The 24,958-nt window shown below is 61.6% G+C and carries 24 protein-coding genes and 1 pseudogene; 18 read left to right on the top strand and 7 right to left on the bottom strand.

Translation table 11 applies throughout. The features are described from left to right. The first annotated feature begins 224 nt into the window (after positions 1 to 224). The 6 genes and pseudogenes from modA to PSH91_RS10815 all read left to right on the top strand — a co-directional run bounded on the left by modA (position 225) and on the right by PSH91_RS10815 (position 5,016). Positions 225 to 976: pseudogene (modA, locus tag PSH91_RS10840) on the top strand (molybdate ABC transporter substrate-binding protein). Next, on the top strand, positions 977 to 1,657 hold the full coding sequence (gene modB / locus PSH91_RS10835; RefSeq protein ID WP_047227648.1) for a molybdate ABC transporter permease subunit: 681 nt from the start codon (positions 977 to 979) through the stop codon (positions 1,655 to 1,657). It abuts the pseudogene before it with no gap. A gap of 3 nt (positions 1,658 to 1,660) precedes the next feature. Continuing rightward, positions 1,661 to 2,740: a molybdenum ABC transporter ATP-binding protein gene (gene modC / locus PSH91_RS10830; protein ID WP_160892855.1), complete on the top strand. Its 1,080-nt coding sequence runs from the start codon at positions 1,661 to 1,663 to the stop codon at positions 2,738 to 2,740. A 232-nt stretch (positions 2,741 to 2,972) separates the two neighbouring features. Next, positions 2,973 to 4,010, top strand: a complete 1,038-nt coding sequence (locus PSH91_RS10825) for a DNA topoisomerase IB (RefSeq protein WP_047227650.1) — start codon at positions 2,973 to 2,975, stop codon at positions 4,008 to 4,010. A gap of 133 nt (positions 4,011 to 4,143) precedes the next feature. Beyond that, the gene (locus PSH91_RS10820; RefSeq protein ID WP_047227651.1) at positions 4,144 to 4,710 is read left to right on the top strand and encodes an ATP-dependent Clp protease proteolytic subunit; all 567 of its coding nucleotides are present in this window, start codon (positions 4,144 to 4,146) and stop codon (positions 4,708 to 4,710) included. Between the two features lie 126 nt (positions 4,711 to 4,836). Then, positions 4,837 to 5,016 (top strand): general stress protein, encoded by a 180-nt coding sequence (locus tag PSH91_RS10815; protein ID WP_047227652.1) that lies wholly within the window; start codon positions 4,837 to 4,839, stop codon positions 5,014 to 5,016. A gap of 70 nt (positions 5,017 to 5,086) precedes the next feature. On the opposite strand, the gene PSH91_RS10810 is transcribed toward PSH91_RS10815, so the two are convergent. Then, entirely contained in the window at positions 5,087 to 5,620 is a 534-nt protein-coding gene (locus PSH91_RS10810) for a DUF3087 family protein (protein WP_047227653.1), read from the bottom strand. A 217-nt stretch (positions 5,621 to 5,837) separates the two neighbouring features. Between PSH91_RS10810 and ppnN the strand changes: the two genes are divergently transcribed. Further along, complete coding sequence (gene ppnN, locus PSH91_RS10805) at positions 5,838 to 7,211, top strand: nucleotide 5'-monophosphate nucleosidase PpnN (protein WP_047227654.1); 1,374 nt, start codon at positions 5,838 to 5,840, stop codon at positions 7,209 to 7,211. 133 nt (positions 7,212 to 7,344) lie between these two features. On the opposite strand, the gene PSH91_RS10800 is transcribed toward ppnN, so the two are convergent. Then, complete coding sequence (locus PSH91_RS10800) at positions 7,345 to 8,013, bottom strand: HAD family hydrolase (protein ID WP_305468159.1); 669 nt, start codon at positions 8,011 to 8,013, stop codon at positions 7,345 to 7,347. A 184-nt stretch (positions 8,014 to 8,197) separates the two neighbouring features. Further along, positions 8,198 to 9,544, bottom strand: coding sequence for an MATE family efflux transporter (locus tag PSH91_RS10795; protein WP_047227656.1), 1,347 nt, complete (start codon positions 9,542 to 9,544; stop codon positions 8,198 to 8,200). Between the two features lie 301 nt (positions 9,545 to 9,845). Between PSH91_RS10795 and PSH91_RS10790 the strand changes: the two genes are divergently transcribed. Genes PSH91_RS10790 through PSH91_RS10750 form a run of 9 tightly spaced genes read left to right on the top strand, consistent with a single transcriptional unit; the run spans position 9,846 to position 18,554 of the window. After that, a complete protein-coding gene (locus PSH91_RS10790) occupies positions 9,846 to 11,063 on the top strand; it encodes a methyl-accepting chemotaxis protein (protein ID WP_160892859.1) in 1,218 nt (405 codons plus the stop codon). A gap of 11 nt (positions 11,064 to 11,074) precedes the next feature. Continuing rightward, a complete protein-coding gene (locus PSH91_RS10785; RefSeq protein WP_047227658.1) occupies positions 11,075 to 11,443 on the top strand; it encodes a response regulator in 369 nt (122 codons plus the stop codon). Between the two features lie 15 nt (positions 11,444 to 11,458). Then, positions 11,459 to 11,743 carry a lipid asymmetry maintenance protein MlaB gene (locus PSH91_RS10780; protein WP_047227659.1) on the top strand — a complete coding sequence of 95 codons (285 nt, stop codon included), beginning with the start codon at positions 11,459 to 11,461 and terminating at the stop codon, positions 11,741 to 11,743. A 39-nt stretch (positions 11,744 to 11,782) separates the two neighbouring features. Then, on the top strand, positions 11,783 to 13,882 hold the full coding sequence (locus PSH91_RS10775) for a chemotaxis protein CheA (protein ID WP_305468156.1): 2,100 nt from the start codon (positions 11,783 to 11,785) through the stop codon (positions 13,880 to 13,882). Between the two features lie 33 nt (positions 13,883 to 13,915). Further along, the gene (locus PSH91_RS10770) at positions 13,916 to 15,574 is read left to right on the top strand and encodes a methyl-accepting chemotaxis protein (protein WP_047227660.1); all 1,659 of its coding nucleotides are present in this window, start codon (positions 13,916 to 13,918) and stop codon (positions 15,572 to 15,574) included. A 40-nt stretch (positions 15,575 to 15,614) separates the two neighbouring features. Further along, the gene (locus PSH91_RS10765) at positions 15,615 to 16,151 is read left to right on the top strand and encodes a chemotaxis protein CheW (protein WP_047227661.1); all 537 of its coding nucleotides are present in this window, start codon (positions 15,615 to 15,617) and stop codon (positions 16,149 to 16,151) included. Then, positions 16,148 to 16,984, top strand: coding sequence for a protein-glutamate O-methyltransferase CheR (locus tag PSH91_RS10760; protein WP_305468154.1), 837 nt, complete (start codon positions 16,148 to 16,150; stop codon positions 16,982 to 16,984). The genes PSH91_RS10765 and PSH91_RS10760 overlap by 4 nt, the downstream gene beginning before the upstream one ends. Beyond that, the gene (gene cheD / locus PSH91_RS10755; protein ID WP_047227663.1) at positions 16,981 to 17,478 is read left to right on the top strand and encodes a chemoreceptor glutamine deamidase CheD; all 498 of its coding nucleotides are present in this window, start codon (positions 16,981 to 16,983) and stop codon (positions 17,476 to 17,478) included. Before PSH91_RS10760 ends, cheD begins: the two co-directional genes overlap by 4 nt. A gap of 2 nt (positions 17,479 to 17,480) precedes the next feature. Further along, entirely contained in the window at positions 17,481 to 18,554 is a 1,074-nt protein-coding gene (locus PSH91_RS10750) for a chemotaxis response regulator protein-glutamate methylesterase (protein WP_160892863.1), read from the top strand. 566 nt (positions 18,555 to 19,120) lie between these two features. Here PSH91_RS10750 and PSH91_RS10745 read toward each other — a convergent pair. Continuing rightward, positions 19,121 to 20,038, bottom strand: coding sequence for a DMT family transporter (locus PSH91_RS10745; protein WP_305468150.1), 918 nt, complete (start codon positions 20,036 to 20,038; stop codon positions 19,121 to 19,123). 111 nt (positions 20,039 to 20,149) lie between these two features. On the opposite strand from PSH91_RS10745, the gene PSH91_RS10740 reads away from it, so the two are divergent. Then, complete coding sequence (locus PSH91_RS10740; RefSeq protein ID WP_160892867.1) at positions 20,150 to 21,016, top strand: LysR substrate-binding domain-containing protein; 867 nt, start codon at positions 20,150 to 20,152, stop codon at positions 21,014 to 21,016. Between the two features lie 14 nt (positions 21,017 to 21,030). After that, positions 21,031 to 21,255, top strand: a complete 225-nt coding sequence (locus PSH91_RS10735; protein WP_076385358.1) for a hypothetical protein — start codon at positions 21,031 to 21,033, stop codon at positions 21,253 to 21,255. 301 nt (positions 21,256 to 21,556) lie between these two features. Here the strand turns inward: PSH91_RS10735 and PSH91_RS10730 are convergent, their stop codons facing one another. From PSH91_RS10730 to PSH91_RS10720, 3 genes are all read right to left on the bottom strand, one after another. After that, entirely contained in the window at positions 21,557 to 21,958 is a 402-nt protein-coding gene (locus tag PSH91_RS10730; RefSeq protein ID WP_076385360.1) for a hypothetical protein, read from the bottom strand. Next, positions 21,945 to 22,391, bottom strand: coding sequence for a hypothetical protein (locus PSH91_RS10725; protein ID WP_139050612.1), 447 nt, complete (start codon positions 22,389 to 22,391; stop codon positions 21,945 to 21,947). Before PSH91_RS10725 ends, PSH91_RS10730 begins: the two co-directional genes overlap by 14 nt. Before the next feature lie 69 nt (positions 22,392 to 22,460). Further along, the gene (locus PSH91_RS10720) at positions 22,461 to 24,497 is read right to left on the bottom strand and encodes a TonB-dependent siderophore receptor (protein WP_256676893.1); all 2,037 of its coding nucleotides are present in this window, start codon (positions 24,495 to 24,497) and stop codon (positions 22,461 to 22,463) included. Between the last annotated feature and the right edge of the window lie 461 nt (positions 24,498 to 24,958).

Genomic DNA, 24,958 nt, shown 5'->3' with positions numbered 1-24,958 from the left:
AATAGAAATGTTGAATGTACCGCCGTCTTCGCGAGCAAGCCCGCTCCCACATGGGTTCTGGTGTGGCAGCAAGAGGTGTGTTCGCCACAGATCCCCTGTGGGAGCGAGCCTGCTCGCGATGGCGGCCGCCCTCTCACACCAACGTCCGCAAAATGCCGCGTTCCGTTTATCGGCCATTCGCTATATATTTCCGTATATAGCGAAACCGACCTTTCGGAGCCTTTATGTACCTCACCCGCTTCGCGCCGTTGCTGCTGACTACACTCTTTTGCGTTGGCGCCGTCCAGGCCGATGAGGTGCAGGTGGCCGTGGCGTCCAATTTCACCGCACCGGTCCAGGCCATCGCCGCCGGCTTCGAGAAAGACACCGGCCACACACTGGTGGCGGCCTATGGTGCGACCGGGCAGTTCTACACCCAGATCAAGAACGGCGCCCCGTTCGAAGTCTTCCTCGCCGCACGACACCACCCCGGCCAGGCTCGAAAGCGAAGGCGACACCGTGAAGGGTTCGCGCTTCACCTATGCGGTCGGCACGCTGGCGCTGTGGTCGGCCAAGGACGGTTATGTCGACAGCCAGGGCCAGGTGCTCAAGGACAACGGCTTCCAGCACCTGTCCATCGCCAACCCGAAAACCGCGCCCTACGGTTTGGCCGCCAACCCAAGTGCTGGACAAACTGGGGTTGACCGGGCAAGTCAAAGGCAAGCTCGTCGAGGGCCAGAACATCACCCAGGCTTATCAGTTCGTTTCTACCGGCAACGCAGAACTGGGCTTCGTGGCCTTGTCCCAGGTGTACAAGGACGGCAAGGTGGCCAGCGGTTCGGCATGGATCGTCCCCGCCGAGCTGCATGACCCGATCAAACAGGACGCGGTGATCCTCAACAAAGGGCGAAACAACGCCGCCGCCTCGGCGTTCATGGATTACCTCAGAGGCCCGAAAGCCACCGCCATCATCCAAGCCTACGGTTATCAACGCTAAATGCCACTGACCAGTGCCGACTACGCCGCCATTTGGCTGACCCTGAAACTGGCCTCGCTGACCACAGTGATCCTGCTGCTGATCGGCACGCCCATCGCCCTGTGGCTGTCACGTACCCAGTCCTGGCTACGCGGGCCGGTGGGCGCGGTGGTGGCCCTGCCATTGGTGCTGCCACCCACGGTGATCGGCTTTTACCTGTTGCTCGCCCTGGGCCCCAACGGCTGGATCGGCCAATTCACCCAGGCCGTCGGGCTGGGCACCCTCACCTTCAGTTTCACCGGGCTGGTGATCGGCTCGGTGATCTACTCCATGCCGTTTGTGGTGCAGCCATTGCAGAACGCATTCTCCGCCATCGGCAGTCGTCCCCTGGAAGTGGCGGCCACTTTGCGGGCCGGTCCCTGGGATACGTTTTTCAGTGTCATCCTGCCCTTGGCCCGCCCCGGTTTCATCACTGCGGCAATTCTCGGCTTTGCCCACACCGTCGGCGAATTCGGCGTGGTGCTGATGATCGGCGGCAATATCCCCGAAAAGACCCGCGTGGTGTCGGTACAGATCTACGACCATGTCGAAGCCTTGGAGTACGCCCAGGCTCATTGGCTGGCGGCGGCAATGCTGGTGTTTTCATTTCTTGTGCTGCTGGCTTTGTATTCCAGCCGCCGAACCCGGGCCGGTTGGAGCTGATCGATGATTCATGCGCGTTTTCAGCTCGACCATGGAGACTTCTCCCTGGACCTGGATGTGCAACTGCCGGGCCGTGGCGTGACCGCGCTGTACGGCCAGTCCGGTTCCGGCAAGACCACCTGCCTGCGCTGCATCGCCGGGTTGGACCGGCCGACCCGGGGGTTCATCGAGGTCAACGGCGAAGTCTGGCAGGACAGCGAGCGCGGGGTGTTCGTGCCGCCCCATCGACGGGCGCTGGGGTACGTGTTCCAGGAGGCGAGCCTGTTCGCGCATCTGTCCGTGCAGGCTAATCTGGCGTTCGGCCTCAAGCGCATCGCACCGGCGCAACGACGGGTGGACATGGACCAGGCCACCGAACTGCTGGGCATTGGTCACTTGCTCGATCGACAGCCACACAACCTGTCCGGCGGTGAACGCCAGCGGGTCGGCATCGCCCGAGCCCTGTTGACCAGCCCGCGACTACTGCTGATGGACGAGCCCCTGGCCGCCCTGGATACCCGGCGCAAGAACGAAATCCTGCCTTACCTGCAACGCCTGCACGATGAGCTGGACATCCCGGTGCTGTACGTCAGCCACTCGCAGGACGAAGTGGCGCGCCTGGCCGACCACATCGTGCTGCTGGAGGCCGGTCGCGTGCTGGCCAGCGGGCCGATCGGCGAAACACTGGCGCGGCTCGACCTGCCACTGGCGTTGGGCGATGACGCGGGCGTGGTGGTCCAGGGCAAGGTCAGCGGTTATGACGCTGCCTATCAACTGCTGTCCCTGACACTGCCCGACAGCCTCTTGAACGTGCGTGTCGCCCACACGCCTCTGGCCATCGGACAGCCGTTGCGCTTCAAGGTCCAGGCCCGTGACGTCAGCCTCAGCCTGGCGAACGATGCCCAGACCAGCATCCTCAACCGTTTGCCAGTCACTGTGGTCAGCGAACTGGCCGCCGACAACGCCGCCCATGTGTTGATTCGGCTGGAGGCTGCTGGCACGCCGCTGTTGGCGCGCATCACCCGTTACTCCCGCGATCAGCTCAAGCTTCATCCGGGACAATTGCTGTGGGCGCAGATCAAGGCGGTGGCGGTGTTGGCGTAGGGTATCGCCCCAGACAAATCCCTTGTGGGAGCGAGCCTGCTCGCGATGGCGGTGGTTCAGTCAACATGGGTGTGAACTGATCTGACGCTATCGCGAGCAAGCTCGCTCCCACAGGTCCGGCGGTCCAACCCTGATTCGTGGGTGTTGCGGGCCACCTCAGAAACTTGGCACGACCGTCACGGGCTGCGGTCAATCGATCACAGGCCCCGGATTTGCTGCCAAGGATTCTTTCATGCCCGACACCCTGCCGCCGGATGCGCTGCCGGCCGATCTGCATTATGTCGATGACACCGCCCCTGGTATCTCCCGCAAAAAGTTGCGGGGCAAGTTCTGCTATTTCGATCCTCAGGGCCAGCGGATCACCGATGCGGCCGAAATCCAGCGCATCAACGCCTTGGCCGTACCGCCGGCCTACACCGATGTATGGATCTGCACCGACCCGCGCGGCCATCTCCAGGCCACCGGTCGGGACGCTCGTGGGCGTAAGCAGTACCGCTATCACCCGCGCTGGCGGGAAGTGCGCGATGCCGACAAATACTCCCGAATGCTGGAGTTCGGCCGTACCCTGCCGCGCTTGCGCAAACGCCTGGAGCAGATCCTGGCCACGCCCGGATTCAGCCGCGACAAGGTCATGGCCACGGTTATCACGTTGCTGGACGTCACCCTGATCCGGGTCGGCAACACCCAGTATGCCCGGGACAACCGCTCCTACGGCCTGACCACCCTGCGCAGCAAGCATGTGGAGGTCAACGGCAGCGCAATTGCCTTCCAATTCCGTGGCAAGAGCGGCGTCGAACACCAGATCACCGTGAAAGACCGGCGTCTGGCGCGGATCATCAAGCGTTGCCAGGAGATTCCAGGGCAGAACCTGTTTCAGTACCTGGACGACAACGGCGAACGCCACTCCGTCAGCTCGTCCGATATCAACGCCTACCTCAAGAGCCTCACCGGCGCGGACTTCACCGCCAAGGACTACCGCACCTGGGCCGGCAGCGCGGCGGCTCTGGCGGGGCTGCGACTGCTGTGCTGGGAAACCGAGAGCGAGGCAAAAAAACACCTCGCCGAGATGGTCAGGCAGGTTGCCCGGCAACTGGGCAATACCCCCTCCGTCTGTCGTAAATGCTACATCCATCCCGCCGTGGTGGAGGGTTTCCTGCTGGGTTCGCTGAGGGAGCTGCCCAACCCCCGGGTCCGCAAAGGCCTCAGCGAGGAGGAAGCCGCGCTGGCGATGTTCCTGCAACGCATGGCCCAAACTGCCGAAGCGTGCTGAACCCGGCGAACCACACCTGCTCGAACGCCAACATCCGGCCTCAGACGAGGAACATCCGCGCACCTGCGAACTCCCAACTGTACGGCGCCACCGCTGCGCAGACCGTTCAACGGGAAGTCGACAGGAGTTTGAAATGTCCGAACACATTGTCCATTTTCATTGCCAGATCGATCAGGGAACGACCGAGCGCTTCCGGGACAACTGCCTGGATGCCATTGAAAAAGGCGCCGACTCACTGATGCTCAATCTCTCGACGATCGGTGGCAGTACCAACTTCGGCTTTACCCTCTACACCTTCATCAAATCCCTTCCGGTGCCGGTGCGTGCCGTGAATGCCGGCAATATCGAGTCCATGGGCATCATCATGTACTTGGCCGCCAGCGACCGCACCACCACGCCTCACTCGCGTTTTCTGATTCACCCGATGAACTGGTATTTCGGCCAGAAGTCGGTGGATCACTCGCGTTTGCGGGAATACCTGTCCAGCCTGGACAACGACGTGGCGCGGTACGTGGAAATCTACGTCAAGGAAACCGCCGGCGCCGCCACTCAGTTGGACATTTTCAAATGTCTTTGCGCCGAAGAACGGGTCATCCCGGCCGAAAACTCTTTGGCCTTCGGCATCGCGCACCGGGTCGAGCAAGTGGTTTTCCCGGTGGATGCCAAGCATTGGAAAATCAGTGGTGGCGAGGACCAGTGACCCCGTGCGGTCAGTGCGTGCCGTTCGTCATCTGACGAAGCGTTTTCATTAAACTTTTGCCGGCCATTTCCTTTCACAAATTATGCGAGGCTCGTTGCTCGCGTAACCAAAATGAGGATGCTCGAAATGGCAAGTAGTGGAAACAAAAACCAAGGCAACTTCGCAAATGATCGGGAAAAAGCATCGGAAGCCGGCAAGAAAGGCGGCCATGCGTCGGGCGGTAACGTTGCAAGTGATCGTCAGAAAGGCACTGAGGCGGGCCGCAAAGGAACTGACCGCAACCAAGGCGCGGGCAGAAAATCGTAACCTGGAAAATCGCTGGGGCGCACGCCTGCTGCGCTCCGGCGCTTAATCTGTCATTGCCCTGAGGCGTCGATCAGCGTCCGCTATAAGCCTTTTTCACCATGTCGATCCAGATCGGGTCCAGCCGAGCTTGCTCGCTGTTGAGATTGAGCGCCTGCATCCTTGTCAGATGCTCATCAGCCTCTCGGGCGAGTGAGCCCTGGGCGCTGGAGTTGGCGTCCAGTTGATGCATCTGCGTCAATCCCAGATGATAAAACCGTAGCAGCTTCATGGCCGCCACGTCCTGGGCCTGCACACCGGCCTTCACCTGGTGCATCACATTGGTGATGCTCATCAGGCTGCGCTTGAGCTGCCAGCCGTACACCGCCGCGGCCATCCACGGCTGCGACCAGAAATACAGACGCATCAAGGCGACCATCACCAACACCGCGGCAATCACCCCGCCGAGATTGAAGCGAAAATTATCCCCCCCGGGTGTGCCGAACAGCATCACCGAAAGGCTGGACAACAGCATCGCCAGTGCCAGGAACGTCACGGCGACGATGAGGGTACTGCGTCGGGTCTGGCGTCGGTAGACTTCGGCGTCCCACGGCTTGAGCTCGAACATCGCGGTGCAATTTCCTTGTGCGGGGTAAAAAAAGTCCCGCATTATCGCCTGCCCGGTGGATTTAGCTATGCTGGAGCTCATTTTGTGTTGCAACCGACCCGAAGGATCCGGATCAAAGTCCATGGCGATACCGCAAGGATCGTGCGATCTTTCTGCGTGGACGTTTTTTTCAAGATGCCGTCGTTGTGAGTACGGCATCGTTTTCAAGGAAAGCTGAATGAATCAAAGACATGTAATCAACGCCTCGGTCAGCCCGAAGGGCAGCCTGGAGACTTTGTCCCAGCGTGAAGTCCAGCAACTGAGTGAAGCCGGTTCCGGCAGTATCTATACCCTCTTCCGCCAGTGCGCCCTGGCCATTCTCAACACCGGCGCCCATGTCGATAACGCCAAGACCATCCTGGAAGCCTACAAGGACTTCGAGATCCGTATTCACCAGCAAGACCGCGGCGTACGCCTGGAACTGCTGAACGCCCCGGCCGACGCCTTCGTCGATGGCGAGATGATCGCCAGCACCCGCGAGATGCTGTTCAGCGCCCTGCGCGACATCGTCTACACCGAGAACGAACTGGACAGCCAGCGCATCGACCTCAGCTCCTCCCAGGGCATCAGCGACTACGTCTTCCACCTGCTGCGCAACGCCCGCACATTGCGCCCTGGGGTGGAGCCAAAAATCGTCGTGTGCTGGGGCGGCCACTCGATCAACACCGAAGAATACAAATACACCAAGAAAGTCGGCCACGAACTGGGCCTGCGCAGTCTGGACATCTGCACCGGCTGCGGCCCGGGCGTGATGAAAGGCCCGATGAAAGGCGCCACCATCGCCCATGCCAAACAGCGCATCCACGGCGGCCGTTACCTGGGCCTGACGGAGCCTGGCATCATCGCCGCCGAAGCGCCGAACCCGATCGTCAATGAGCTGGTGATCCTGCCAGACATCGAGAAGCGCCTGGAAGCTTTTGTGCGCGTGGGCCACGGCATCATCATCTTCCCGGGCGGCGCCGGTACGGCGGAAGAGTTCCTCTACTTGCTGGGTATCCTGATGCACCCGGCCAACCAGGACCTGCCCTTCCCGGTTGTTCTGACCGGGCCCAAGAGCGCCGCGCCGTACCTTGATCAACTGCATGCCTTTGTCGGTGCGACCCTGGGCGAGGCTGCGCAGAAGCACTACCAGATCATCATCGACGACCCGGCCGAAGTGGCGCGCCAGATGACCCAAGGGCTCAAGGCGGTCAAACAGTTCCGCCGCGAACGCAACGACGCTTTCCACTTCAACTGGTTGCTGAAAATCGACGAAGGCTTCCAGCGCCCGTTCGACCCGACCCACGCCAACATGGCCAGCTTGGGCCTGAGGCGCGACCTGCCCGCCCACGAACTGGCCGCCAACTTGCGCCGAGCGTTCTCGGGGATCGTGGCCGGTAACGTCAAGGACAAGGGTATCCGCCTGATCGAAGAACACGGTCCTTACGAGATCCACGGCGATGCCGCCATCATGGAACCCCTCGACCGGCTGCTCCAGGCCTTCGTCGCCCAGCACCGCATGAAACTGCCGGGCGGCGCGGCGTATGAACCGTGCTATCGCGTGGTGACCTGACCGGTTCAACGATCACCACAGATCCAACTGTAGGAGCGAGCCTGCTCGCGATGGCGGCGGGTCAGATTGCATCATTGCTGAATGTGCCGACGCTATCGCGAGCAGGCTCGCTCCCACAGGGGGTCTGCTGCGATCACAGCGTCGGGTTCAGTCGCATCCGTCCGGCCTCATCCACCTCAAGGCCAAGCCCACGGTAATCCTTGATCAGCGGATGGGGGGTGGCCACCGGATGCGTATGCGTCGCCGTCACCACCCGCACATCCGCTCCCGCCGCCTCGCCGGCCTTGATACCCGCTTCGGCATCCTCGAACACCAGGCAATCCTGGGGGGCGACTTGCAAGCGCTCCGCTGCCAGTCGATAACAGGCCGGATTGGGTTTGCCGTCGCTCACATCCTCGGCGGTGACCATCACCGCCGGATGTGGAATGCCGGCCGCTTCCATGCGCCGCAAGGCCAGCGCCATGGGCGCCGAGGTGACGATGGCCCACTGCAGGGGCGGCAGGCTGTTGAGAAATGCTGCAGCACCGGGCACCGGCACCACACCTTCCACGTCTTCGATTTCCTCGCGGGTAATCTGCTCGGCCTCGGCCAGGGCATCTACCCCTGTCAGGCGCTGGCGGGCAATGGTGTCGATGGCGCGCACGCCGTGGATGGTCGGCAGAAAGCTCGCCACCTCCACACCGTGACGAAGGGCCCAGCGCGTCCAGATCCGCTCGGCCGCGGCGATGGAATTGAGCAGCGTGCCGTCCATGTCGAAGAGGAAGGCGCGATAGGAAACACTGGAGGGCGGGCGGGCAGACATCGAAATCCTCGGTGATGGCGGTAGGAGAATGCCGGCCACTGTAACATCGCCAGGCACCGAATCCCTGTGGGAGCGAGCCTGCTCGCGATGGCGGTGAGTCAGCGCGCATCGATGCCGAATGTGCCGACGCTATCGCGAGCAGGCTCGCTCCCACAGGTTTTTTGTTGTGTCAGAAAGCGCAGAGCTACACCAACCGCTCAATCCGCTGATGCTGCCAGACCATCTTGTAGTACAGGGTCTGCAACACCAGCATGCTCAAGTAAGCCACCGGAAACGCCATCCATACCCCTTGCAGGCCGAACTGCGCGTCCAGCAGGTAGGCCACTGGCAGCTGAACGCCGACGATGCAGAAGATCGAAATCGCCACCGGCATCAGCACCGTGCCGCTGGCGCGCATGATGCCGCCGACCACCGCCTGGAAGCCGAAGACCAGCAGGCTCCAGAGCATGATGTGCAGCAGGTGTTCGGCCTGGATTCGCGCCGCCGGGTCGGTGATGAACAGCCCTAGCAGCCAGTGAGACAACAGATATCCCAAGACCACCAGCCCACCGGTGAGCCAGACGTTGATCAACAGGCCGGTGCGCAGGATCGGCCCCAGACGCTCCAGACGCCCGGCACCGATGGCCTGGGCGCCGAGGATCGAGGCGGTGATGGCAATCGACAACGCCGGGAACTGCACGTAATTGACGATCTGCGTCACCGCGCCATAGGCGGCCGTGGCCTGGGACCCGTGGCCATTGACCAGCGCCAGGATCACCAGCTCCGACAGTGAGATCACCACCATCTGCAACCCCGTGGGCAGGCCGATGCGCAGCACCTTGCCGAGGATGTCCATGTCCAGGCGCATCGCCGCGAACAACGCCCGGTCCGGCGCCAGGGCGTGCTCGCGACGGTTCAGGCGCCACGCGAGCATGACCATGGCCGACGCCGTACCCACCAGCCCCGCCAGCGCCGCGCTCTCGATGCCCATCTGCGGCAGCCCCAGCCAGCCGCGAATCAGCGCCGGCGTCAGCAGCAGCCCGACGCTGGTGGACACCAGCAAGGCCAGCATGGGCGACAGCGTATCGCTCACCCCGCGCAGCAACTGGGTAAACACCACGAACACCAGCAGTATCGGCAGGATCCACATCATCACCCGGGCATAGGACACCGCGTCCTCCAGCACATCGGCCGGCGTCCCCAGCCCCTGCAGCGCCTGGCGCGCGAACACGGTGCCGAGCACCGCCGCCACCAGCCCGATGATCGCCGCCAGCAGCAACGTGGTACCGGCAATCGCCTTCACCGTGCCGGTTTCCCCGGCGCCGTAAGCCTGCCCGATCAACACCCCTGCTCCCGCGCCCAGGCCAATCACCAGCGCGATAAAGAAAAACAGGATGGGAAACATGCCTGATACCGCCGCCAATGCCTGGGTGCCGAGCATCTGGCCGATGTAGATGCTATTGAGCGTGCCGGACATCGATTGCAGGAAATTGGACAGGACCATGGGGGCCAGGAACAGAAGGTAGATTTTCCAGAGAGGCTGGGTGGGCATGAGGGCTCGTGATGGCAGGTTCAAAATCCGATGCGGGGTAATTTAGCTTATTCCCGGATGGTGGTGAGGGAATCTGTGGGAGCAAGGCGCAAGGGGTTGTGGGCGACTCATCTGTTCGTCAGGGCGCCTCGACATTTCAGCGACTGCGTCTAATCTCAGATAGCACAGTGCCACTCACTGGGCAGGTCAACGCCCTCGGCCATACCGGAATCGGACGACCGGTCTTAAAGTCCGGGGTGGGGTCGCAGATAACCAGTTATTCGCAAACAACCTGTTAGCAACACTGTTCAAGGACCGAACCATGACGTCGTATTCACACGGTCATTCCCATTCCCAAACTCCGCCGCGCATCCTTTGGTCCAGCTTGTTTGTGGCCCTGATCGCGAGCGTCGGCCTGTTGGTTCTCAACGGCCCAAGTACACAAAACCTGGGGTTGTGTGCCGTGCTCCTGGCCATTGGCGCCGGGGTCGGCGTGTGGGCTGCCCGCGCCCAGCACCAGCAGATCGACAGAGCCGTCGCCGCCGCCATTGCCCATCACGCGCTACACGCCGCCGACCACTTGAACCATAAGGCCAGCGCGCAACTCAACGAAGTCATCCTCGGTGCCATGCCGATCTGGGCCAAGCAGGTGGAAAGCTCCCGGCAGCAGACCGAAACCGCGATCGTCTCGCTGACCAATCGCTTCACCGGCATCTCTTCACGCCTGGAAGATACCGTGCAAGCTTCGCAACTGGCCGCCGGTGAGCTGGCCGGCAACAGCAGTGGCGGCGCCGTGCAGGTGCTGGCCCAAAGCGAAGGTGAGCTGGTCCAGGTCATCGACTCCCTGAAAGCCACCCAGGCCAGCCGCGATGAAACCCTGGCCCAGGTGCGCAACCTCACCGCCTACACCGGCGAGCTGCGGACCATGGCCGCCGATGTCGCGGCCATTGCCGCGCAAACCAACTTGCTGGCCCTCAACGCCGCCATCGAAGCCGCCCGTGCGGGCGAAGCCGGGCGCGGTTTTGCGGTGGTGGCCGACGCCGTGCGCAGCCTGTCGAGCAAGTCCAGCGAGACTGGCCAGCAGATGTCGGCCAAGGTCGACATCATCAATAGCGCCATCACTCAATTGGTCCAGGCCGCCTCCAGCGGCGCGGATCAGGACAGCCAGTCGGTCAGCGTCTCCGAGGACAGCATCCAGCGCGTGCTGGAACGCTTCAAGAGCGCCACCGGGCGGCTGGCCGAATCGGCCGACCTGCTGCAGCAGGAAAGCTTCGGTATTCGCGACGAGCTCACCGAAGTGCTGGTCAACCTGCAATTCCAGGATCGGGTCAGCCAGATTCTCAGCCACGTGCGCGACAACATCGAGGACCTGCATGTGCATATGCAGCAGGCCAGTCAGTCGCCCGACCAGGCCGTTTCCATCGATGCCCGCCAATGGCTGGCACGCATGGAAACCACATACGCCACCGAAGAACAACGCCGCAACCACCACGGCGAATCGGGCGCGCAACAGAATTCACAGGAAATAACCTTCTTCTAGGAGAGCCGTTCATGGCTAAAAGTGTATTGGTTGTCGACGACTCCGCGAGCGTCCGGCAGGTCGTCGGCATCGCGTTGAAAAGTGCCGGCTACGACGTGATCGAGGCCAGCGATGGCAAGGATGCACTGGGCAAGCTCAATGGCCAGAAGGTGCACCTGATCATCAGTGACGTGAACATGCCGAACATGGACGGCATCACCTTCGTCAAGGAGGTCAAGAAGCTGGCCAGCTACAAGTTCACGCCGATCATCATGCTCACCACCGAATCCCAGGAGTCGAAAAAACTCGAGGGCCAGGCGGCGGGTGCCAAGGCCTGGGTGGTCAAGCCGTTCCAGCCGGCGCAGATGCTGGCGGCGGTGTCCAAGCTGATTCTTCCTTGATTCGCGGAGAGTGAAATGCCCTTGCTGTACGAAACACAGGACGACACCGCGCAGGTGCAGATCGACGGCGAGCTGACGATCTACACCGCCGCCGACCTCGCCGCGCAGTTGCTGCCGCGCCTGGGGGCGACGCCGCGCATGGCGCTGGATCTGTCGCAGATCACGGAAATGGACGGCGCCGGCCTGCAACTGCTGATGATGGTCCAGCGCGAGGCTCCCAAGGCCGGTACCCGCCTGGAGATAACGGGCCACAGCAAGGCCGTCACGGAAACACTCGCCCTGTGCAACCTGGTTGTATAGAGATTTCGCAACACGTCGGACACGACAAAGGATATGAGCGTGAGCATCAATCTCGATCAGGCACAACAAACGTTCATCGTCGAGGCACGGGAACAGTTGCAGGCGATGGAAGAGTCCCTGCTGCAACTGGAAAGCGACCCGGGCGACGATGATGCCATCGGCGCGATCTTCCGGGCGGCCCATACGATCAAAGGCTCGGCCGGGCTGTTCGGCCTGGAACCCATCGTCAGTTTCACCCACATCGTCGAAGACGTGCTCGATCGGTTGCGCAATGGCAGCGTCGAAGTGGACGCCGGCCTGATCGCCGTGTTGCTCAAGTCCAGTGATCACATGCTGGAGCTGATCAATGTGGTGGCCAACCAGGGCGCGAAACTGGCGCCCCCGGCCCTGGCCCGGGAAATGGAGCTGTGCCAGATCCTTCAGGAATATCAGGCGCCCTCGCCTGCCGAAGCCCCGAAGCCCGCCGAAGCAAGCGACACACAAGCGCCCGCCGAAACGCGCCTCTGGCATATTGCCCTGCGTTTTGGCCCGGAGGTGTTCCGCAACGGCATGGACCCGCTGTCATTTCTGCGTTACCTGCAAACCCTCGGTGAGATCATCCACATCACCACGCTGACCGACGCAATGCCCTCGGCCGAAACCTGGGATGCCGAGTCCTGCTACCTGGGGTTCGACATTGAGTTCAGTTCGGCTGCCGGCCACGGGGCGATCAACGAAGTCTTCGATTTCGTGCGCGAAGATTGCCAGATCCAGATCGTCGCCATTGATGACCCCGTGCCGCAGATGAACACCGGGCTGGTTGCAACCACTCAAGAGCAGGCTGACCCCAACACGGCAATGGTCACCACCGGCGAACTGATGCCGGACCAGCGTTCGGCTGCGCGCATGCCCGCTCAGGTCTCGCCCGACAAGCAACCGACGACCAGCGACGGCAAGGCCAAGGACGGCGCCTATGTGCGGGTCAACGCCGACAAGCTCGACGAGTTGATCAACCTGGTGGGCGAGCTGGTCATCGCCAGCGCCGGCGCCAGCCTGCTGGCCCGCCACTGCAACGACGACTCGTTGCAGGAATCGACTTCAACGGTGTCCGGGCTGGTGGAAGAGATTCTCGACGGCGCCTTGCGTCTGCGCATGATCCCCATCGGTGAAACCTTCAACCGGTTCCGCCGGGTGGTGCGCGATGTCAGCCAGGAACTGGGCAAGGACATTGACCTGATCATCAGCGGTGCGGAGACCGAGCTGGATAAAACCGTGGTGGAAAAAATCGGTGACCCGCTCATGCACCTGTTGCGCAACGCCATGGACCACGGCATCGAAACCGCTGAGGCGCGGGTGGCGGCCGGTAAACCGGCCAAAGGTCATCTGCACCTCAATGCCTATCACGACTCAGGCAGCATCGTGCTGGAAATCGCCGACGACGGCGCCGGCCTGAACCGTGACCGGATCCTGGAAAAAGCCCAGGAACGTGGTCTGGTTGCCCTTGGCGCCAGCCCCACCGACCAGGAAATCTACAACCTGATCTTCGAGCCGGGTTTCTCCACCGCCCAGGCCGTCACCAACCTTTCCGGGCGTGGCGTCGGCATGGATGTGGTCAAGCGCAACATTACCCTGCTGCGCGGCACTGTCGACCTGGACAGCCAACCGGGCCAGGGCACCGTGGTGCGCATCCGCCTGCCGCTGACGCTGGCGATCATCAATGGCTTTCTGGTGGGCATCGGCCAGTCCACGTACGTCATTCCCCTGGACATGGTTCAGGAATGCATCGAGCTGAGCGAGGACGACGGGGTTTGCAGCCGCGAACAAGGCTACCTCGACCTGCGCGGCGAAGTGCTGCCGCTGGTGTACCTGCGCGATCACTTCAACCACGAAGGCCCGGCCTCGCGCCGACAGAACGTGGTGGTGGTGCGCTACGCCGAACTCAAGGCCGGGCTGGTGGTGGATGACCTGCTCGGTGAATTCCAGACCGTGATCAAACCCCTGGGCAAGTTGTTCGGCGCGCTGCGCGGCATCAGCGGCTCGACGATCCTGGGCAGCGGCGCTGTGGCGTTGATTCTCGACGTGCCGGCGCTGCTCACGCAGATCGCCCAAATAGACAACCGCTACACCTCGACTCAATCACAACAAGCCACTGCTCGCTGACGCTTTAGCAATTCCATGGAGAGGTACTTCCCAATGAAATGGTTCTACGATCTTAGAATCGCCACCAAACTGATCACCTCGTTTCTGGTGGTGCTCGCGTTGACCGCCGTCATGGGGGTGTTCTCGATTATCCAACTCAACGAGGTCAACGGCACAACCATCGAGATCCGCGAAAACTGGATGACTTCGATGCGCGCCGCCTCGGGCATGCGCTTCTACGCGGCGAACTATCGCCTCAAGGAAAATCGCCACATTTCCGCTGACTCCGAGCAGGAGCGCACGGCCATCGAAAAAGAAGCGGACGAAGCCAAACAGGGTTTCGAAACGCGTCTGGCGACCTATGAAAAACTGCTGTCCAGTGCCGAAGATCGCCAGCTGTTCGACACTGCCCGCAGTGACTGGGCCGCGTACCTGGCCGTTAGCAAAGACCTGTTCGCACTGTCCCGACAAAATCTGCTTAACGAAGCCCAGACGTTGCTCAAGGGCGAATCCAAACGTCATTTCGACCTGGTGACCGCCGACCTGCAGAAACTGGTTGAGCTCAATGCCGCCGGGGCCGACGTGGCCAGCGCCCATGGTACGGAACTGTATGAGAATGCGCGTCTGTCGATCATCGCCGTGCTGGTTGCCGCCCTGCTGGTGGGCCTGGGCCTGGCACTGTTCATTTCGCGGATCATTTCCCGCCCCCTGAAACAGGCGGCCTTGGTTGCCGAGCAACTGGCCGAAGGCAACCTGAACGCGAAAATCGAAAGCGGCTCCAAGGACGAAACCGGCATGGTGCTCAACGCCATGCAAAACATGGTGGGCAAGCTGTCCCATATCATCGGTGAAGTGCGCAACGCCGCCGACAACCTGGCCAGCGCCTCCGAAGAAGTCAGCGCCACCGCGCAATCCATGAGCCAGGCCACCAGCGAGCAGGCGGCCAGCGTCGAAGAAACCAGCGCCTCCATCGAACAGATGAGCGCCAGCATCAACCAGAACACCGAGAACGCCAAGGTCACCGACGGCATGGCCAGCAAAGCCGCCAAGGAAGCCACCGACGGCGGTGAATCGGTGCAGCAGACCGTGGTGGCGATGAAGAAAATCGCCCAACGCATCAGCATCATCGACGACATCGCCTACCAGACCAACCTGCTGGCGCTCAACGCTGCAATCGAAGCGGCCCGCGCCGGTGAGCACGGCAAAGGCTTCGCGGTCGTCGCCGCCGAGGTGCGCAAACTGGCTGAACGCAGCCAGGTGGCGGCCCAGGAGATCGGCGAGCTGTCGTCCAGCAGCGTCGACATGGCCGAGAAGGCCGGGCATCTGCTCAACGAAATGGTCCCGTCCATCAACAAGACCTCGGACCTGGTGCAGGAAATCAGCGCCGCTTCCGAAGAACAGGCCGCCGGCGTGGCGCAGATCAACACAGCCATGACCCAGCTCAACCAGGTGACCCAGCAGAATGCTTCCAGCAGCGAAGAATTGGCTGCCACCGCAGAAGAGATGAGCAGCCAGGCCGAACAGCTGCAACAGGCCATGAGCTTCTTCACCTTGGACGCACCAGCCAAATCGGCCAGCCAGCCACTGAAGGTGGACAACACGCCAGGTCCGTCCAGTCGCAAGACAGCCCGTGCGCCCGCGGCGGTGATGCCCAAGGCATTTGCCTACAACATGGCCAGCGCGCCAGACGAATCCGAATTCACCCGGTTCTGACGGTCCGGCCCTACGGGCTTCGCTTAAAAGGAGAAAAGGCATGGGCGCCATCGCGACCACACGTCAAGCCGCCATCGCGGTTGAGGAAGAAGCGCAATACCTGACGTTTATGCTCGGCACGGAGATGTTTGCCATCGGCATCCTGTGCATCAAGGAAATCATCGAGTACGGCAACCTGACGGTGGTGCCGATGATGCCGGCCTTCGTACGCGGGGTGATCAACCTGCGCGGCGCGGTCGTGCCGGTGGTGGACCTGTCGGCCCGGTTCGGCCGACAGAACTCGGCGATCACCCGGCGTTCGTGCGTGGTGATCATCGAGGCCAACACCGAGGACGGCCCCGCCCAGGACATCGGCCTGCTGGTGGACACGGTGTCGGCGGTGCTGGAGATCCCGGCTTCGCAGATCGAACCGCCACCGAGTTTCGGGGCGAAGATCCGCGCCGATTTCATCAGCGGCATGGCCAAGGTCGACGGCAAGTTCGTGATCGTACTGGAGGTGGACCGGGTGCTGTCCATCGATGAAATGTCGCAGCTGGCCCAGGCCAGCCCTGCCGCGCTGGAAGCTGAAAACCAATGAACGCAGACACCTGCAAGGAACGCACTGTGAACTCATTGGCGCTCAATGACCGTGAGTTCAGCCAGTTTCAAGCCTGGCTGTATCAAGCCGCGGGCATCAACCTGTCACCGGCCAAGAAGGCCCTGGTGGCCGGGCGGTTGTTCAAGCGCCTCAAGCACTATGAACTGGGCAGTTATGGCGAGTATTTCAAGCTGATCATGAGCGGCCAGCGCACCGAGGAATTGCAGGTGGCGCTGGACCTGCTCACCACCAACGAAACCTACTTTTTCCGCGAGCCCAAGCACTTCGATTTCCTGCGCGAACATGTGCTGCCCCATGCAACGCCGGGTAAAACCTTTCGCCTGTGGAGCGCCGCCAGTTCCTCGGGTGAAGAGCCCTACAGCCTGGCCATGACCCTGGCCGAAGGACTGGGCACCACACCTTGGGAAATCATCGGTTCAGACATCAGCAGCCAGGTACTGGCCAAGGCCCGTTCCGGGCATTACCCCATGGAACGTGCCCGTACCCTGCCCCAACCGTTGCTGGTGAAATATTGCCTGAAGGGCACCGGCAGCCAGCAAGGCACATTCCTCATCGACCGGGCGTTGCGCAGCCGGGTCAACTTCAGCCAGGTCAACCTCAACGACACCTTGCCGGAGCTGGGCGAGTTCGATGTCATCTTCCTGCGCAACGTCATGATCTATTTCGACCAACCCACCAAAAGCAAAGTGGTCGCCAGGTTGCTCCCGCGGCTCAAGTCCGGCGGGTATTTCATCGTGAGCCACTCCGAAAGCCTCAACGGCGTATCCGATGCGTTGAAACTGGTGGCACCTTCGATTTATCGCAAGCCATGAGCGCCGCGCTCAAGCAAATGCCCGAGGTGTATCTGGCGCCCGGCGAGTTTCGTTTCGCCACCAGCCCGACTCGCCTGCGCACCATTCTCGGCTCTTGCGTGGCCGTCACCCTGTGGCATCCGGAGCGCAAGATCGGCGGCATGTGCCATTACATGTTGCCCAGCCGGGCGCGCTGCTCCACGGCGCTGAACGGCATGTACGCCGACGAAGCCATCGAACTGTTCGTCCGCCAGGCAAAGGCCCATCGCACCGAACCCGAGGATTACCAGCTCAAGCTGTTCGGCGGCGGCGAAATGTTCCCGGAGCTGCAACGCCAGGTGCCGTTCGGCGACGTGGCGCGGATGAACGTCAACGCAGCGCTGGAAATGGCCGCGCTGTACCGCCTGGACCTGATCGCCCAGGACATGGGCAGCACGGGCTACCGAAGCATCATCTTTGACCTGTGCAGCGGCGACGTGTGGGTCAGGCATCAACCGATAAGGACCCGGCATTAACCATGTCAAAAAAGATAAATGTACTGCTGGTGGATGACTCTGCCGTGGTTCGCCAGGTACTGCTGGCGATCCTCAGCGACACGCCGGACATTCATGTGATGGGTGCGGCGTCCGATCCGATTTTCGCCATGGACAAACTGGCCCGGGAGTGGCCCGACGTAATCGTGCTGGATGTGGAGATGCCGCGCATGGACGGCATCACCTTCTTGAAGAAAATCATGAGCGAGCGTCCCACGCCGGTGGTGATCTGCTCGTCCCTGACGCCCAGGGGCGCCGAAACCACCTTGCAAGCCATGGCCGCCGGCGCGGTGGAAATCATCACCAAGCCCACCAGCGGCTTGAAGAATTTCCTGCTGGAGTCGGCACCGGAGTTGATATCAGCCATCCGCGCCGCCGCCCAGGTCAACGTCAAAAACCTGGGCAAACGCCCTGCCCCAGCGCCGCTGACCCCAGCCACCAAACTCACCGCCGACGCCATGCTGCCGGCCGCCAACGGCCATGCCATGGCCCAGACCACCGAACGCATCGTCGCCCTCGGCACGTCCACCGGCGGCACCCAGGCCCTGGAAGCGGTGCTGACCGCCTTGCCACGGGTGTGCCCAGGGATCGTCATCGTCCAGCACATGCCGGAAAAATTCACCGCCTCGTTTGCCGCCCGACTCAACAGCCTGTGCCAGATCGAAGTACGCGAAGCCCGCAACAACGACCGCATCCACCCAGGCCTGGCCCTCATCGCCCCAGGCGGCAAACACATGATGGTGACACGCAGCGGCGCGTTCTATCACGTACAAGTGGTGGATGGCCCCCTGGTCAACCGCCACCGCCCATCGGTGGACGTGCTGTTTCGCTCAGTGGCCAAATTCGCCGGCCGCAACGCCACCGGCATCATCATGACCGGCATGGGCGATGACGGCGCCCGCGGCCTGAAAGAAATGCTCGACGCCGGCAGCAGCACCGTGGCCCAGGACGAAGCCAGCTGCGTGGTCTTCGGCATGCCCAAGGAAGCGATCAAACTCAACGCCGCACAGCGGGTGATGGGGTTGCAGGAGATTGCGCAGGTGATTTTGCATCGGTAGGCGCTGAGAACTGCTCCCCGATCCACACAGAACTCATTGTGGGAGCAAGGCTTGCCCGCGATGCAGGCGATGCAATCTTTCAGCAACCGAGGCGCCTGCTTCGCGAGCAAGCTTTGCTCCCACAACGGGGATAAATCCCCTCGCCACAAAAAGCGACCGGGTTTGCTTCAGTATTCCGCCCAAGCATGCCTTTGCTACAGGGCCACCTTGTCTGCAGGCTTGTGTCTACACCGGCGAAATCGTCGCCAGCACGCCAATCAAAAGGGTCAGTGCCAAAAAGCCACCCAAAAAAATCGCCATCTTCGTCATGAGCACTCCAGGAGCAGAAAACTGCGCTACACGGGCGGTTTGATAGGCAAACCGCGTGGCTATTCTGAGGTGGAAACTGGGTTGATTACAGCGGCAGCTGTAACAGGAAAATACGGATCAGACAGAACGCGTAGAGCCGTGCCTCACGACCGTTGTGAAGTCAGCCGACGATTCTCGTTTTCGCCATGGCAACGGTTCGTCAAGCTGGAGTTGCCTTTCGCAACCCTCCGACGTCATTGCCTACAACCACTACAGAATCAGCTGGCATTTGCCCCCTTCACCGGCTCAAGATTCAACGCCAGCACGCTCATCAACACGATAACCGCCCCAACCACCACCATCACTGACGGGCGCTCCGCCAGCACCACAGAAGCCATCAACATCGCGGTGGGCGGTATCAGGTAAAGCGCCATGGAGGCGCGGCTTACATTGCTATGCGCCAGCACGTAAGCCCATGCGAGGTACGCCAGCGCGCTGGGAAAAATACCCAATATCAGCACCGCCAGATTCACCGAAACAGAAGCGTGTTGTGCGTCAATTAGCAGTCCCTGCGCGAAAATAAATAGCAGGACTGTGCCCGACCAGACGGTGTAGCAAACCATGGTCAATCCATCGTATCGCTGGGCATGACGTTTCTGGAGAGAGAAATACAGACTCCAGGACAGCGCCGCCAGCAGGATCAAGAGTCCATGGGCGTTCATATCACCCAAGCCACGATCCCCCGCCACGACCACGGCAGCGCCAAACAAGCCGCACACTACGCACCCCCACTGCCAACCACTGACTCTGTCCTTGAAGAAAAAATGTGCGAGTAAAGCGCTGAACAAAGGCGTGGACTGGGCGAGCACACTGGCGGCCCCGGCACTGACGCCACGCTGACCGTAATTGAGCGCAATGTGGTGCAAGCTCACAGCGAAGAAACCCAGCACCGCCAGCAATGGCAGGTCCCTGAGACGCGGCCGGGAAATACCCTTGACCATCGCGACCAGGGCCATGAACACCGAAGCGATGAGAAACCGCATCAGCGCCAAGTGACCCGGATCGTAAGCCTGCAAGCCGATGCGAATGCCAATCGGAGAATAGGCCCAGCAAAAAATCACGAACATCGTCGCGAGGATAATTCTCGCACCGGGTTTGCTGGAGGAACCGTCGAACGACACACAACGCGTTTCCATTTAGAAGTCCCTGCCCCATTGAGCGTCTGCCGATTTGCCTCGAAGTATCGAAACCACCTCACATCAGCACAAGTGACTTAAACTCAACCCACCATTCACTTTGGGTGAGCTATGGAACTGTCCCAACTGCGCATGCTCAAGACGGTCTGCGACACCGGCAGCATCGCCCGTGCCGCTGAAGTGCTGCACTGTGTGCCGTCCAACATCACCGCACGCCTCAAATCCTTGGAGCGGGAGCTCGGCACGCCGTTGTTCTTCCGCGAAGGTCGCGGACTGCGAGTCAGCCCGGCGGGTGAAGTGTTTGTGGGGTACGCGACAAAAATACTGAACCTGACAGAAGAAGCCCGCCGCGCAATAGCCCCTGACAGCGCGCCGAGCGGCCCGTTGCGCATTGGCGCGATCGAGTCCAGCGCCACGGGGCGTCTGCCCCAGCTGCTGGCCAAATACCACGCGCAGTACCCGCAAGTATCCCTGGAACTGAGCACGGGCACCTGGGCTCAGCTGCTGGACGATGTCCAGCATCACCGGCTCGATGGCGTAATCGTAGCGGTGGACATGGAGCGACCTGGACTCAAGCGAGCCGTGATGTACCGCGAAGACCTGGTGCTCATCGCCTCCGAGTCTCACGGCCCACTGCGCAGCGCGGCAGATTTGCGAGGCAAAGTGATCTTCATGTGGCCCACGGGCTGTCCGTACCGCTTGGCGCTGGAGCAATGGCTGCTACGCCATGAGCAAACGCAGCCGATCATCAGCATCGCCAGCTACGGCGCCATCGTCGGCTGCGTCAGTGCAGGTGCAGGTGTCTCGCTGGTGCCCCGTGGGATCTATGAGCAATACCGCCAGGGGGCTGGTTGGACGGGGTATGAATTTCCCGAGCTGGCGGGGATCGATAACCTTTTTTATTGGCATGAAAACACCGGTCGGCATCCTGCCAGGGAGGCGTTTTTGGGGATGCTGCAAACGGAGTTCGAGGGCTAGCTGCACCGCCCTCCCTGTGGCGAGGGGATTTATCCCCGCTGGACGTCTTGCACGCAACCGCTGATTACCGCATCCGTGTGGTGACTCAAGTACTGGAAAACATCGCGTTCCGATCCGAGATCGCCAGCGACACAGTGGTGCTTTCGGACTTGGCGCAACTTTTGGTAATTCCGTTGCGTGATGGGTGTGATTTGCTGGAAGTGATTGGTCGACGGCTTCAGGCGCAGGTTGAACATTGACAGAGTTTCGGGCGCTTAAAGCGCCCGTTTCTGCTTAGCTGGCCGATGAGTTCTGCACGGACTTCCCTCGTTGCATGCATTCGACCTTACCTGCCATTTACATCGGATTTGACCACCTATGATTGGCAGAGAATGGCCTTTGCTGCCCATCGCACGCCCTCACCGCACTGATGCCTGATAATCACCCAGAAGTACCGCGGCTTACTAAGCCGTTTCGCAAGAGCGAGCTCGCGGCAAATCACTGGACGAAGTTTCCGAGGGTGAAGTTGTAGCGAACTGAGTCGTTTCAGCTAGCCAACCCTCAGCGCGCCTCCCTGTTAGTCTTGCGCAGCAGTTCGTGGGCCATCTCGATGGCCTGCTCGCGTGAGGCGGCGAACAGCAGCGGGTAGCCCCAGACCTTGGCGAACAGGCCGGCGAATGCCTTGAATCCCAGGCGCTTTGCCGCGCTGGGTTCGACCATGATCAGGGCCAGAACCAGGCTGCGCAGTTGCGCCTTGTGCTTCTTCATCCACAGCGTGGTGCGTTTCTTTTCTTCTGGTGAGTGCTCATGGTCATCGCCGGGTGGCGTTTCGCTGAGCAGCACGAAGGGTTCGCCGCGCTGCAGGTTGGCTGCGAACTCGTCGAAGTCCTTCTGGGTATCGTGCCCGGGCTCGTGGGCGAAACTCATCCACACCAGCGGGAATTCAGCGCTATTCATCGGCATGGCGGGTTCCTTTGCGGTTGAGGTGACGCCAGCTGGCGGCGATGGCGAACACTCCGGGCAGGGTGATGAAGAATACCGCCGAGAAGGCGACGTACCAGCCGTCGCGCAGCCCGTCGGTGACTCCGCCCAGGGTATTGAGCACGACCAGCAGGCTGCCGAGGATCAGGACAGCCCACTGGGCCTTGCGGGTTTCGATCAGGGCGAGGAGCACCGTGACGATCCAGGAGCCATAGAAGGTAGGAAACACCCAAAGCATGCCGGGCTCGAAGGTAATCGCCGGGGCGGTGCCCTGTGCTCTCACAAAGTCGTTTACGTAGAAGAACAACTGGAAGGTCACGAAGAGCACTGCGCCAGCAGTAGTCGTCAACCAGAACAAGGTGACCTTGTTCGCATTGTGTATCGCCAATACGTGAACCGGGTTTTGGGTAGGCATGAGCACGTTCTCGATGTTCAAGGCGGTAGGGGCGCGAGTCGCCGGCAGCGATCCGCGTACTGCGGGCAATCAGTAGCGGTAGTCCAGCGTGGCCATCAGGTTGCGCGGGGCGCCATAGGTCACGGTGTCGAAGTCACCCTTCTGCAAGGCGTACTTCTTGTCGAATAGGTTGTTGACGTTGAGGCCCAGGTCGATGTTCTCGCTCAGGGCGTAACGCCCCATCACCGAGGTCAGGGCATAGGCGCTCTGTTCGCCGCCCAGCGTGCTGGTGCCAACGCCCGGCGCCTGGTAAAAGCGGCTCTGCCACTTCACGCCTGTGCCCAGGGTCAGCTTGTTCCACGCGCCAGGCAGCCGGTAGGTGGTGAAGAACTGGGCCGTGGTGCGCGGTAGCTGGGAGTTCAGGCGCTCGCCGTCGCCATCCTCGGCGGTGAAGTGGGCGATACCGGCGTAGATGTTCCAGCCAGTGGCCAGCTCGCCCTGCAGGTCGAACTCGATGCCGCGAGACTTGGTGCCGTCGGCGCCGGTATAGGCGTTGGCTCCGCCTGGGGTGAACGCGCCGGGGACCAGTTGCGCGGCGTTGTCCAGCTTGGTCTCGAACACCGCCACGGCAGCATTCAGGCGCCCGTCCAGATAGGCGGCCTTGAGGCCGACTTCCTTGGTCTTGCCCTTGGACGGCGTGAGCACGTTGCCGGTCGTGTCGCGGAAGTCGGTTTGCGGGTTGAAGATGCCCGTGTAGCTGACGTAAGCCGAGTAGGTACTGTCGATGTCGTAGACCAGTCCGACGTACGGGGTGAATTCGTTGTTTTTCTTGTAGTGCAGCGTGCTGCCGTTGGCGTCGTCGTCGACCTCGTAATAGTTCAGGCGCCCGCCGACGATGAGCTTCAGCGGATCGGCCAGGGAGAAGCGGGCCGCACTATAGATGCCGCTCTGCTTGACCTCGGTGCGGGTCGGGATATGCGGTATGGCATCAAAGTTGGGCCGTGGCGTGCCTGGGCTCAGGCTATGGATGTTGATCGGCGTAAAGCCTGCGAAGAACGGCGCTACATCGTCCTGACTGGCCTTGCGGCGTGAACTTGTCGCGCCGACCACCAGGTCGTGCTGGCGACCGAGCATTTCGAAGGGGCCGCTGGCCATCACGTCAAAGGTGTTCTGGCGACTGCGCCCCTCGGACGCCACTGCGAACGGGAAGGCGCCCAGCCCCGTGACGGGGTCAGGCCGGCCACCCAGGGAGACCAGTTCGGATTCGCTTTCGGTGCGGTACTGGTTGAACACGCCCTTGAGCGTCCAGCCGTTGTCGAAGCGGTGCTCGACTTCGGCAAAGGCGGTCTTGAGGGTGTTGTCGAAATGGCTCCAGTCCTGCCCATAGCTCTTGGAGCGGGAATAATCGATCTGCGAACCGTCGCTGTACCACAGCGGCAAGCCGCCCCAGGTGGCGCCCTTCGGCGTAATGTCCTGGTAGTCATAGCCCAGGCTCACCGTGGTATCGGCGGTCAGGTCGGCCTCGACGATGCCGTAGAACGCCTTGCGCTCGGGCTTGTAGCCGTCCAGGTAGGAGTTGCCGTCCTGATAGGTGCCTACCAGGCGCGCGCGGATGCGGCCGTCCTCGGTCAGCGGTGTGGAGACGTCGCCCATGCCGCGGTGGGTATCCCAGCTCCCGGCGCCGAGGGAGGCGGATGCGGCGAATTCAGGTGTCGGCCGTTTGCGCACCAGGTTGATGGAGGCTGAAGGGTTTCCGGTGCCGGTCAGCAGGGCCGAGCCGCCACGCACCACCTCGACACGGTCATAGAAGGCGGTGTCCAGGGCGCTGATGCCGCTGCCGTTGACGGCGTTGCCGATCACGGTGGGGATGCCGTCGTACTGCACGTTGTTAATCAGCAACCCCCGCGAATAGAAGCTGGTGCGCTCGCTGTCGGCCTGGCGCGCGGTGACACCGTTGGTGTTCTCCAGCACGCTCTGCACCGTGTTGAGTTGCTGGTCGTCCATGCGCTGGCGCGTGATCACGGTCACCGCCTGGGGCGTTTCCTTCAGCGTCATCGGCAGGCGCGTCGCCGCTGCCGTCTCGCCGGTGGTGTAGGAGCCGGTTCCCTCGGTGGTCGCGTTGTCCATTTGGCCTGTCACGCGGATTGCCGGCAGGGCCACTTCCTTCTGGGCTGAGTCTGCTGCCTTATTTTGCGGCTGCGCCGTCTCGGCGGCAAATGCGCCCGGCGCACTGAGCACAAGCGCTGCCGCAATCGCCGAGCCCAGCGCGCTGCAGGGCGCGTTTTTGAGGTGCCCGGCGAGCGGCGGGCAGACGACTGAATCGGCGCACAGAGCAAGAGACGAGCGAAACTTCCCTGTAATGGATGAAGTTTTCATTTAAGCAATACTCATTTGCATTTAGATGGCGCATTTAACAACAAAGGCAATGCGCCATGATGGTGAAATCAGGCCAGATTGTTATTCGATTCGGCCAATAATGATCACACCCTCCCGCTGGCCGTTTTGAGTAATAGTCATGGTTGATTACGGAATATGGTCGACTTGCCAGGCAGACTGACGAGGGGCAAACGGCCGGCGTGACATGCGGC

The sequence above is a fragment of the Pseudomonas sp. FP1154 genome (assembly GCF_030687245.1).
Lineage (GTDB): Bacteria > Pseudomonadota > Gammaproteobacteria > Pseudomonadales > Pseudomonadaceae > Aquipseudomonas > Aquipseudomonas rhizophila.
Note: the sequence above shows the minus strand (reverse complement) of the source record. Positions and strands in the feature narration are given on the sequence as shown.